Source organism: Kytococcus sp. Marseille-QA3725 (genome assembly GCF_054950055.1).
Genome location: NZ_JBUCLA010000001.1, coordinates 93,419 through 104,726, shown reverse-complemented (window position 1 = coordinate 104,726; position 11,308 = coordinate 93,419). Strand labels below are relative to the sequence as shown.

The following is an 11,308-nucleotide window of genomic DNA, read 5'->3' as shown; positions in this document are numbered from 1 at the left end:
GGTCAGACGCGCTGCCCCTGGCGCGCCATCGCCTCCAGCCGCGCCACCCGCTGGTCCATCGACGGGTGGGTCGAGAACAGCTGCGCGACGTCGCTGCCGCGGAACGGGTTCGCGATCATCATGTGGCTCACGCTCTCCAGCCGGGGCTCGGGGCGCAGCGGTCGCGCCGAGGCCCCCTGCTCGATCCGGCGCAGCGCGCTGGCCAGCGCCAGCGGGTCACCGGTCAGGCGGGCCCCGTCCTCGTCGGCGTCGAACTCACGGGTGCGGCTGATGGCCAGCTGGATGACGGTGGCGCCCAGCGGCGCGAGCACGGCCATGGCCAGCAGGGCCAGCGGATTCGGCCGCTCCTGCCCGCCACCGAACCACAGGAGCATCTGCGCCACCGACGTGATGACGCCGGAGATCGCCGAGGCGACGGCGGAGGTGAGGATGTCCCGGTTGTAGACGTGCATCAGCTCGTGGCCGAGGACGCCACGGAGCTCCCGCTCGTCGAGCAGCTGCAGGATGCCGGCGGTGCAGCAGACCGCCGCGTTGTTCGGGTTGCGTCCGGTGGCGAAGGCGTTGGGGGCCGAGGTCGGCGAGACGTACAGGCGCGGCATCGGCTGCCCCGCCGCCGTCGACAGCTCGGTCACGATGCGGTGCATCTCCGGCGCCTGGGCCGGACCCACCTCCTGCGCCCGCATCGCACGGATGGCGAGCTTGTCGGAGTTCCAGTAGGTGTACGCCGTCGAGAGCACCCCGAACAGGGCGAACAGCCAGATGAAGCGACCGCCCCCGACGAACGCTCCCAGAGCCAGGAAGAGCGCCCAGATCAGGGAGAACAGCAGCACGGTCTTCAGGCCGTTGTGGTGGTTCCGCATGCCCGGATTCTGCCACCGCGGGGGGGGTGTCGGACCCGGTTCGTACACTGCTCGGGTGATGCCCTCCCCCACCAGTTCCGCCAGGTCGACGGACTGGAGGCTGCTCACGGTCCTGCTCGTCCCGCTGTTCATGGCCCTGGTGGCGGTGTCCGTGGTCAACGTCGCACTGGCACCGATCGGCGAGTCGCTCGGGGCCGGCACGTCGCAGCTGCAGTGGGTCGTCTCCGGCTACGCCCTCGCGTTCGGCGTGCTCCTGGTGCCCGCGGGGCGCCTCGGGGACCAGATCGGCCGTCGCAGGCTGCTGGTGCTGGGTGTCGCCCTGTTCACCCTCGGGTCCCTGGGTGCGGCGCTCGCGCCCGGCCCCGGGCTGCTCAACCTGTCCCGCGTGCTGCAGGGGCTCGGCTCCGGGCTCATCAACCCGCAGACCATCGGACTCATCCAGCAGCACTTCCGCGGCGAGGCAAGGGCCCGCGCCTTCGCCACCATGGCCACCACCGTCGCGCTGGCCACCGCGGTGGGCCCGGTGGTCGGTGGCTTCCTCATCGAGGTCCTGGGGCCGGAGGCCGGGTGGCGGTGGATGTTCGCGCTCAACGTGCCGCTCGGTGTGCTGACCATGGTGCTGGCCCCCCGCTGGGTGCCGGACGACCGGGCCGCCCGCGGATCGCGCCCCGACCTGGACCCGCTGGGCACGGTGCTGCTCGGGCTGACGGTGCTGACGGTGATGTTCCCCTTCGTCGAGCGACGGGGCGGGCTGCTCACCTGGGGGCCGCTGCTCCTCGGACTGCTCCTGCTGGGCGCCTTCCTGGTCTGGGAGCGCGTCTACCGTGCCCGCGGCCGCTCCCCCGTGGTGGACCTCGACCTGTTCCGCAGCGAGCCCTTCCGCAACGGCATCGCCGTGGTGTCCATCCACTTCCTCGGGGCCACGAGCATCTTCCTGGTCATCCCGCTGTGGATGCAGATGCACCTGGGCCACAGTGCCTTCGCGGCCGCCCTGGTGCTCCTGCCGGCCTCGTTCGCGGCCGGCGCCTCCGCCCAGTTCGCAGGCCGCCGCGTGCTGCGCTGGGGGCGGCGCCTGGTCATCGGTGGCTTCCTGGTCGTCATGAGCGCCCTGCTGCTCCTGGCCGTGCTCACCCCCTTCATCGAGTCCGGGCGCCTGCCGTGGTGGACCGCCGCCTTCGCCGCGGTGCTCATCGGCCTGGGGCAGGGCAGCGTCGTCAGCCCGAACACGACCCTGACCCTCCAGGCCATGGACACCCGGCAGGGCGGGGTGGCTGGTGGCCTGATGTCGCTGGGCCAGCGCGTCGGGACGGCGGTCGGCACCGCGCTGGTGCCCGGTGTCCTCTTCGCGATGCTCGACGCCGGCCACGACTGGTCGGACTCCTTCCGCGTCACCCTGCTCACCATCGTGGTGCTCGCCGGCCTCGCCCTGGCCGTCAGCGTGGTGGACCTGCAGCGGGAGCGCCGCGAACAGCGGGAGCACCAGGAGCCCGGGAAGCAGCGAGCACGTGAGGGGACCACGACATGAGCCGGCACTCCGCCCCGTCCGCGCGTTCGGCGACCTCCTCCGGTGGGGCCCCGGGGCGCGGTGGGGTGGCCTACGGGTTCAGCGCCTACCTGCTCTGGGGCGCCTTCCCGCTGTACTTCGCCGCACTCGCACCGGCCGGTCCGTGGGAGATCCTCGCCCACCGGGTGCTCTGGTCGCTGCTCCTGTGCCTGGTCCTCCTGGGCGTGCTGGGGCAGCTCGGTGCCGTCCGTTCCCTGTTCGGCGACACCCGACGCGGCCTCACGATGACGGCCGCGGGCCTCACCATCGGCATCAACTGGACCGTCTACGTCGCTGCGGTCACCACCGGCCACGTCACCGAGGCGGCGCTCGGGTACTTCCTCAACCCCCTGGCCACGGTGGTCATCGGCGTCGTGCTGCTGCGGGAACGGCTGCGGCGCCTGCAGTGGGTCGCCGTCGGCATCGCGACCGTGGCGGCCGTGTACCTCACCGTCGACTACGGGCAGCCCCCGTGGATCTCGCTCGCCCTGGCACTGAGCTTCGCCACCTACGGACTGCTCAAGAAGCGAGTGGGGGCATCCGTCAGCGCACTGCACTCCCTGACCACCGAGACGGTCGCCCTGACCCCCGTGGCCGTCGCGATCCTGGTGTGGCTCGCCCTCTCCCCACCCGGGTCGACGGTGACGCACCAGACCTTCACCGGGCACGGAGTGGGACACGCGCTCTGGCTGGCGTCGGCCGGTGTCGCCACGGCGATCCCCCTGCTGCTCTTCGCGGCAGCGGCCTCGCGCGTCACGCTCGTGACCATCGGCCTGCTGCAGTTCCTCACGCCCGTGCTGCAGCTGCTGGTCGGTGTGCTGCTCATGGGCGAGACCATGCCGGCGAGCCGGTGGATCGGCTTCGCGATGGTGTGGTGCGCCCTCGTGGTGCTCATGGTGGACATGGTCCTGGCGGCGGCCCGGCGACGCCGCCACGACCGCCTGGCCCGTGCGGCGAGCAGCATCACCGGCACCTGAGGGTCCGGATCCCGCGGACTGCCGCCCTGTTCCCCTTGACCCGTCACACGGTGGTCACCTGGAGTTCACGGAGGAACCACCCGGGCTCAATGTGTCGCACCTACTGTCCACAGACGGGATGTCCCATCCCGACCACCACCCTCGAATCCCTGTGGAGAGAGAATGCGCAACGAAGGCCGTCGCCTCCTGCCCCTGCTGACCCAGCCGCTCACCGGTGGCCGTCAGTCCATGACCTGCAAGTACCGCTGTGCGGACCAGTGCTCGCAGCCCACCCCCAACACCTCCGACAACGCCTACTTCGGTGACGTCGTGGCCGAGGGCGCCTCCCGCCGTCAGGTGCTGGCCGCCGGTGGTCTGGGTCTGGCCGCCGCCGTCGCGACCGCGAACGCCAAGATGCCGTCCGCGCAGGCCGCCAACGTCCAGGCCGAGGGTGCCAAGGTCCTGGGCTTCGAGGGCATCGCCCCGACCCCGGCCGACGTCGACGAGCTGCGCGTCCCCAAGGGCTTCGAGTGGAACACCACCGCCGCCTGGGGTGACCCCATCCGCAAGGGTGGCCCCGCCTTCGACTTCAACGCGCAGTCCGAGGCCGCCCAGAAGGAGCAGGTCGGCTACAACGCGGACTTCGTCACCGTGATCCCCACCGGTGAGAACACCGCCATCCTCGGCTTCAACAACGAGTACGTGAACCCCGAGCTCATGTGGCAGTCCGTCGCCGACGGCGAGGACCTGACCGACGAGCAGATCCGCACCACGATGGCCGCCCACGGCCTGACGGTCCTGGGTCTGAAGCGCAAGGACGCCGACTCGTTCTACGAGCACGACCTGACCTCCCCCGTGAACCGCCGCATCGACATGCACACCGAGTTCGCGATCGACGGCCCGGCCGCCGGCCACGACCTGCTGAAGACCTCCGCGGACAAGACCGGCAAGCTCGCCCTGGGCACCAACAACAACTGCGCCGGTGGTCTGACCCCCTGGGGCACCATCCTCTCCGGCGAGGAGAACTGGCACGGCTACTTCGCCGCCGCCGACGCCCCCGCCGAAATGGCCGAGGAGATCGAGCGCTACGGCATGGGCGACGAGGGCCGCTTCCTCTGGGAGAAGGTCGAGGACCGTTTCTCCATGGCCGCCGAGCCCAACGAGGCCCACCGCTTCGGCTACATCGTCGAGATCGACCCGAGCGACCCGAACTCCACCCCGGTGAAGCACACCAACCTGGGCCGCTTCAAGCACGAGGGCGGCAACACGATCATCGCCGACTCCGGCCACGCCGTGGTCTACATGGGCGACGACGAGCGCTACGACTACATGTACAAGTTCGTCTCCCGCAAGAAGTACGTGGAGGGGAACAAGAAGCACAACATGAAGCTGCTGGAGGACGGTGACCTCTACGTCGCCAAGTTCACCGGCGACGGCATGGAGGACGGCGTCTGCGACGGCACCGGCACCTGGATCCCGCTGGTGAAGAACGGCAAGTCCATGGTCGACGGCATGTCCGTCGAGGAGGTGCTGGTCTTCACCCGCATGGCCGCCGACAAGGTGGGCCCGACCAAGATGGACCGCCCGGAGGACGTCGAGCCGAACCCGGTGAACGGCCGCATCTACGCCGCGCTGACCAACAACGACAAGCGCTCCCCCTCCGAGATCGATGAGGCCAACCCGCGCCCGGAGAACAAGCACGGTCACGTCATCGAGATCACCGAGGCCGGTGGCGACCACACGGCCGAGGAGTTCCAGTGGATGCTGGTGCTCATCGCCGGTGACCCGAACGACCCGACCACCTACTTCGCGGGCTACGACAAGTCCCAGGTGGCGCCGATCTCCTGCCCGGACAACGTGGCCTTCGACTCCAAGGGCAACCTGTGGATCGCGACCGACGGCATGCCCGACGGCCTGGGTCACTGCGACGGCCTGTACATCATGCCGGTCGAGGGCGAGGACCGCGGCAAGCTGCAGCAGTTCCTGTCCGTCCCGGCCGCTGCCGAGTGCTGTGGCCCGTGGATCGGCGCCGACGGCACCTCGGTGTTCGTCGCCGTGCAGCACCCGGGTGAGGCCGACGGCGCCTCCCCGGCCAACCCGGTGTCCGTCTTCCCCTACGACGAGCACGGGCAGCCGCGTCCGGCCGTCGTCGAGGTGAAGCGCTCCGAGGGTGGCCCGATCATCGACACCGGTGTGGCCGGCGGCTCCGCCTTCGGCAACGCCCAGACCCAGATCGGCTCGCTCCTCGGCTGACCCGCGCACGACGCCGAACGGTCCGCTCCCCGAGGGGAGCGGGCCGTTCGTTCGTCTGTGGGGAGCGCCTGAGGGGGCAGGCTCCGCGTCTGGCGGCGGTTCCCTCGCCCAAGAGGCGGCGTCCCCGCCTGATGGTCAGTGTCCGCGGCCGGCGGCGGCGCCCGACGACGCGACCGGCCCGTGGGTGCGCTCGTGCGGGCGGGCGCTGCTCAGGCCACGCGGTCGGCCACGGCGTGCACGAGCTGCCGCAGTGCGTCGGGCACCTCGCCCTCGCCCAGGCCGGAGAGCATCTCCTCGGTCGTCCGGGCGTGCTGGAGCGTGAGCTCCCGGGCCTGCGCCAGGGCCGGGTGGGCCCGTAGCCGCTCCACCGCCTCGGGCAGGTCCTCCTCGGGGACGGGGCCGGCCAGGAGCTCGCGGAGGCGGGCACCCTCGGGGTCGGTGCTGCGTCGGGCGAAGAGCACGGGCAGCGTCGCCTTGCCCTCGCGCAGGTCGGTGCCGGGCACCTTGCCGGACTCCTCGGCATCCGAGGCGACGTCGAGGACGTCGTCGGCCAGCTGGAAGACCAGCCCGAGGCGCTCGCCGTACCGGGCCATGAGCTCGACCGTCTCCTCGTCGCACCCGCCGAGCATGGCCCCGTAGCGCGAGGCCAGCGAGACCAGGGCACCGGTCTTGTCGGCGAGGACACCGAGCAGGTGCTCGACCGGGTCGGCCTCCTCGGGCACCGGGCGCTCGTCGCGGATCTGGCCGGAGCACAGCCGGACGAAGGTCTCGGCCTGCAGCCGGACCGCCTCGGGGCCGAGCTCGGCCACCAGCGCGGAGGAGCGACCGAAGAGCAGGTCGCCGACCACCACGGCGGTCGCGTTGTCGTAGTGGGCGTTGACGCTCGGGACGCCGCGGCGCAGGGCAGCCTCGTCCATGACGTCGTCGTGGTACAGCGAGGCCAGGTGCACGAGCTCGACCGCGGCGGCGGCCTTGACGACCTCGGGGGTCACCCCGTGGCCCAGCTGCGAGACGAGCAGCGTCAGCTGGGGACGGAAGCGCTTGCCGCCGGCGTCCATGAGGTAGGTGGACGCCTCGGCGATGAAGGGGTCGTCGTGGCGCGTCACGTCGTGCAGCAGCGCGTCCACCTTCTCCAGCCCGGTGGACACGCCCTGGAGGGCAGCGTCGGGGCGCGCTTCGGTCACAGTCCGTCCTCGGGTGTCCATGGGTCAGCCGGCCGGGTGGCCGGACCGGGGGTCAGTATCACCCGAGGCGGGACGCTCGTCCGTGCTGGCCCCTCGGGGTGTGCCGAGAGCCGGACCGCCCTCCGGCGTCCTGTCCCCACGGGGAGCGCCGGTGGCCGGGGTGCCGCGCAGCGCGGCGTCCCCGAGGGGTGCAACGGCCGCCGGGGTGCTCTCCTGCGTGCCCGCGGCCCCGGTCCGCGTCACTGCCACCGGACCGGGGCCCTGCGGACGGCGGGCCGTGTGCAGGGCCACCACGCCCCCCGTCAGGTTGCGCCAGCGCACGTCGGCCCAGCCCGCGGAGGCGACCAGGTCACGGACACCGAGCTGGTCGGGCCAGTCCTCGATGGACTCGGCCAGGTAGTGGTAGCTCTCGGGGTTGGACGAGACCTTGCTCGCGATCGCCGGCAGGGCCTTCATGAGGTAGCGCTCGTAGACCGTCCGGAAGGGAGTGACAGTCGGGGTCGAGAACTCGCACAGCACCAGTCGACCGCCGGGGCGGGTGACCCGGGCCATCTCCCGCAGGGCGACGGCAGGATCGGCGACGTTGCGCAGGGCGAAGCTGATGGTGACGACGTCGAAGGAGGCGTCCTCGAAGGGCAGGTCCATCGCGTCGGCGTGCGTGAACGGGAGGTCGGGGCGACGACGGCGCCCCTCGGCGAGCATGCCCTCGGAGAAGTCGGCGGGCACCACGTCCGCACCGGCGTCGGCGAGTGGCTCGCTCGAGGTCCCCGTGCCGGCCCCGAGGTCCAGGACGCGCATGCCCGGGCGGGGGTCGATCTCGCGGGTGACGGCGCGACGCCAGATGCGGTCCTGCCCCATCGACAGGATGTCGTTCGTGCGGTCGTACCGCGGGGCGACCTGGTCGAACATCGAGGAGACGTGCGAAGGGTCCTTCGCGAGGCTGGCGCGACTCATGGGACCAGTCTCCCACCCCGCCCGTGGAGCGCGACGGGTGGATACGCTCACCCGCGATGAACCCGCACTCGCACCTCTCCGACCCCGCTGGGGGCCCCTCGTCCGGCAGCGCTCCCGTCCCGCGGCTGCGGGTGCGTACGGAGCTGCACCCGGCCGACGGGGTGTCGTTGGGGCGGGTGCTGCCCGACGTGCCGGCACGTGACGTCGTGGCCTGGGTGCGGCGCCGGGAGGGCATGGTCGGCTGGGGGCGGGCGGCCTCGCGGACCGTCGGACCCGAGGTGGCCGACCGGTGGCGGACGCTCGGTGACTGGTGGAGCGCCCTGACCTCCGTGGCCGAGGTGAGCGGGCCCGAGGGGCACCTCCCTCGAGGGGCGGGGCTGGTGGCCTGGGCGTCGATGGCGTTCAGCGATGACTCCCCGGCTGGATCCACCCTCGTGGTGCCGGAGGTCGTCGTCGGGCTCAAGGGGGACGTCGCCTGGGTGACCCGGATCGAGGCCGTGGACACCGAGGGCGGCGCGGTTGGCGGCGCGGAGGGCGTCACTGTCGGCGGCGCGGTCGCTGGAGCCACCGTCGACGGCGGGATCTCTGTCGAGGGCGACACCACGGGCCTGCCCGGCGAGTGCGGGACCCCGCCCCGACGTCCGGCCGGCCTCACCGAGGCAGCCGGCGACACCCCGGACGAGGACTGGCCGCGGGTCGTGCAGCGGTGCGTCGACACCATCCGGCAGGGGCGGGCAGAGAAGGTCGTGCTGGCCAGGGACGTGGTGGCCACGGCTGCCGAGCCGCTCGACCTCCGGTGGCTGCTCACCCAGCTGGTGGGCGCGTATCCGGACACGTGGGCCTTCGCGGTGGACGGGCTGGTGGGGGCCACGCCGGAGATGCTCGTGCGGCTGGATGCCGGGCACGTGTTCTCGCGAGTGCTGGCCGGCACCACGTCGAGGGCTGCGGACGTCGAGGACGACCAGCACGCTGCGGACGCCCTGCTGGGCAGCCGCAAGGACCTGGCCGAGCACACGTTCGCCGTCGACTCGGTGGTGGAGCGTCTGTCGCCCTTGTGCACCTCCGTGGTGGCACCGCGTTCCCCGGCGGTGCTGACGCTGCCGAACGTCTTCCACCTCGTGAGCGACCTGGACGGACAGGCCGAGCCGGGGACGACGGTGCTCGACCTGGCGGGGGCACTTCACCCGAGTGCTGCGGTCGGGGGGACGCCGCGGGCGGTGGCGCTGGAGCTCATCGCGGAGCTGGAAGGCCGCGACCGGGGGCGCTATGCCAGCCCGGTCGGGTGGATGGACGCGAACGGTGACGGTGACGTCGGCATCGCGCTGCGGACCGGGAGGGTCGACGAGCAGGATCCTCGGCGGATCCGCATGTGGGCCGGTGGTGGCATCGTGGCGGACTCCGATCCACAGGCCGAGTACGCCGAGACCGGGGCGAAGCTCGCCCCCATGCGCTCGGCCCTGTCGGGCGACTGAGGGGCAGAGCACGGAGTTCACCCCGGGCGAGCCGACGGGTCAGCGGTACGGCCGTCAGCCGTGTTGCTCCGGCCCCCGGACCCAATGCTCAGGGCTCAGGGCTCAGGGCTCAGGGCTCCAGCATCGCCTCCACCACCCGCAATCCGTGGGGAGCCTCGCCCAGGGCGGCACGGAGCCCCTCCGGAGTGGTCACCGTGGTCGCCGGTACCCCGAATCCGGCCGCCACGGCCTGCACGTCGACCCCCGTGGGTGTCGTGAACACCCGGCGGAACACCTCGTCCCCGGATGCGTCGAGCCACGGCGACCGGCCGTACTCGAGGTCGGAGAAGATGGCACCGCCGTCGTCGGACAGCACCACGACCGTGAGGTCCGGCCGAGGTTCACCGGGGCCGATCGCGAGCGCGTTGACGTCGTGGAGGAAGGTCAGGTCCCCCACCAGTGCCGTGGTGGGCCCGTGGGTGAGGGCCCAGCCTGCGGCGGTCGACAGGCACCCGTCGATCCCGGCCAGGCCGCGGTTGCCGACGATGCCCGCGACACCCGGGCCGGGGCAGCCCACGGTCAGGTCGAGCGATCGAGGCGCCCGAGAGCTCCCCAGGAGGAGCAGGCCCTGAGTGCTCTCCGCGACCACGGCCGCTGCCGATGCCGTCGTGAGTGCACCACCGGGCCGCCCCCGGACCCCGACACCGGTGTCCGTACCCGTCAGCGTGGCCGGCACGGCGCGCTCACCGGCCTCGTGCCACGCGGCGGTCCACTGCGACTCCCCAGCGGGGGCGGACCCCTGCGCCCGTCCACGGCAGGTGGTGTCGTGCGCCTCCCGGCCAGGGGCAACCCCCCGGGCCTCCCCACAGCAGGCACTTCCTGTCTCCACGAGCTCCAGGCGGTGTACCCGTTCGACGCGGTGCCCGGGGTCCGGCCAGGTGGTCGCCGGGGTCACGAGCTCCACCCGCACACCGGGGCGGCGCAGCAGGGCACCGGTCGCCCGGTGCAGCGTCAGCCGTCCCACCACGAGCACCATGTCGGGTGTGTGGGCGGCGAGGAACTCCTCGTCCTGGAGCAGCCGCACACCACAGGGAACCGCAGTATCCCCACCGAACCGCCCGAACGGCTCGGCAACGACGGGCCAGCCGCGCCCAACGGCCCCCGCCTGGACGGCCCGGGCCAGCGCGGGCTCCCCCAGGTCACCGAGCAGCACGAGCGTCCGCTCCGGACCGTCGGGCAGACGTGCGACGAGGGTGCCGTCACCGGTCGGGCCGGAGGGGTGTCCCCGCTCCCCTGCACGCGGAGAGACCCCACCGCGCGGGCCCGACGCGACGCGTGGGCCCGCCGCGGCACGCAGCAGCGACGCGGCCGACTCAGCGCGCGGCACCGTCGTCCACGGCTCTCCACCCGGTCGGCCGGGCGGGATCTCCGCCCCGCTCCCCACCTCGGGGGTCAACGGGTCGCGGAGCGGGACGTTGAGGTGCACCGGCCCCGCATCACCGCCCAGGGCACCGGTTGCGGCGGCGACGCAGCGGTCCGCCACGGTGCGCCACCCTGCCGCCTCTCCGACCGCTGCGGCAGCGCCCGTGGCCCCTGCGGCACCGGCAGCAGCACCCCCGGTACCGGTCCCCGGGGGCGCTGCAGAGCCGCCCGAGGAAGCCCCGATGGCCGACTCCGACGGTGTCCCGAGGTCGACGGCCAACCGCACGTCGCGGAACAGCCCCGGCTGGGTGGTCGTCTGGTTGGCACCGGTACCGCGCAGCTCCGGCGGCCGGTCGGCCGTGAGCGCCAGGACGGGCACCCGCTGGTGGTGGGCCTCCAGCATCGCCGGGTGCAGGTTGACCACGGCGGTGCCCGAGGTGGTCACGACCGGCACGACCCGCCCCGTCGACGCCGCCAACCCGAGCGCGAGGAATGCCGCCGTCCGCTCGTCGGTGCGGACGTGCAGGCGCAACGCCACGTCCTGGTCCGCATCGGCCGCCGCGAGCGCATAGGCCAAGGGCGCCGACCGCGAGCCGGGGCACAGCACGGCCTCACGCACGCCGCAGCGCACGAGCTCGTCGACGATCACGCGGGCAGCCAGGGCGGACGGGTTCACGTGTCCCAT

General features: G+C 72.7%; 7 protein-coding genes and 1 pseudogene. 4 read left to right on the top strand and 4 right to left on the bottom strand.

The window, feature by feature from the left end; translation table 11 throughout:
* Window positions 1-2: 2 nt before the first annotated feature.
* The gene (htpX, locus tag ACY8FT_RS00420; RefSeq protein WP_462416992.1) at window positions 3-860 is read right to left on the bottom strand and encodes a zinc metalloprotease HtpX; all 858 of its coding nucleotides are present in this window, start codon (window positions 858-860) and stop codon (window positions 3-5) included.
* A gap of 58 nt (window positions 861-918) precedes the next feature.
* Between htpX and ACY8FT_RS00415 the strand changes: the two genes are divergently transcribed.
* From ACY8FT_RS00415 to ACY8FT_RS00405, 3 genes are all read left to right on the top strand, one after another.
* A complete protein-coding gene (locus ACY8FT_RS00415) occupies window positions 919-2,385 on the top strand; it encodes an MFS transporter (RefSeq protein WP_462418368.1) in 1,467 nt (488 codons plus the stop codon).
* A complete protein-coding gene (gene rarD, locus ACY8FT_RS00410; RefSeq protein ID WP_462416991.1) occupies window positions 2,382-3,380 on the top strand; it encodes an EamA family transporter RarD in 999 nt (332 codons plus the stop codon). Before ACY8FT_RS00415 ends, rarD begins: the two co-directional genes overlap by 4 nt.
* A 162-nt stretch (window positions 3,381-3,542) precedes the next feature.
* On the top strand, window positions 3,543-5,612 hold the full coding sequence (locus tag ACY8FT_RS00405) for a PhoX family protein (RefSeq protein WP_462416990.1): 2,070 nt from the start codon (window positions 3,543-3,545) through the stop codon (window positions 5,610-5,612).
* Between the two features lie 209 nt (window positions 5,613-5,821).
* On the opposite strand, the gene ACY8FT_RS00400 is transcribed toward ACY8FT_RS00405, so the two are convergent.
* On the bottom strand, window positions 5,822-6,796 hold the full coding sequence (locus ACY8FT_RS00400; protein ID WP_462416989.1) for a polyprenyl synthetase family protein: 975 nt from the start codon (window positions 6,794-6,796) through the stop codon (window positions 5,822-5,824).
* Window positions 6,797-7,060: 264 nt separating this feature from the next.
* Window positions 7,061-7,750: pseudogene (locus ACY8FT_RS00395) on the bottom strand (demethylmenaquinone methyltransferase); the annotation flags it as partial.
* 56 nt (window positions 7,751-7,806) lie between these two features.
* Between ACY8FT_RS00395 and ACY8FT_RS00390 the strand changes: the two are divergent.
* Window positions 7,807-9,222, top strand: a complete 1,416-nt coding sequence (locus ACY8FT_RS00390; protein WP_462416988.1) for an isochorismate synthase — start codon at window positions 7,807-7,809, stop codon at window positions 9,220-9,222.
* A 109-nt stretch (window positions 9,223-9,331) separates the two neighbouring features.
* On the opposite strand, the gene menD is transcribed toward ACY8FT_RS00390, so the two are convergent.
* Window positions 9,332-11,308, bottom strand: a complete 1,977-nt coding sequence (gene menD / locus ACY8FT_RS00385; protein WP_462416987.1) for a 2-succinyl-5-enolpyruvyl-6-hydroxy-3-cyclohexene-1-carboxylate synthase — start codon at window positions 11,306-11,308, stop codon at window positions 9,332-9,334.

Coding starts and splice junctions, on each gene's coding strand:
- htpX (WP_462416992.1), bottom strand. CDS start 860: ATGCGGAACCACCACAACGGCCTGAAGACCGTGCTGCTGTTCTCCCTG.
- ACY8FT_RS00415 (WP_462418368.1), top strand. CDS start 919: ATGCCCTCCCCCACCAGTTCCGCCAGGTCGACGGACTGGAGGCTGCTC.
- rarD (WP_462416991.1), top strand. CDS start 2,382: ATGAGCCGGCACTCCGCCCCGTCCGCGCGTTCGGCGACCTCCTCCGGT.
- ACY8FT_RS00405 (WP_462416990.1), top strand. CDS start 3,543: ATGCGCAACGAAGGCCGTCGCCTCCTGCCCCTGCTGACCCAGCCGCTC.
- ACY8FT_RS00390 (WP_462416988.1), top strand. CDS start 7,807: ATGAACCCGCACTCGCACCTCTCCGACCCCGCTGGGGGCCCCTCGTCC.
- menD (WP_462416987.1), bottom strand. CDS start 11,308: ATGGGACACGTGAACCCGTCCGCCCTGGCTGCCCGCGTGATCGTCGAC.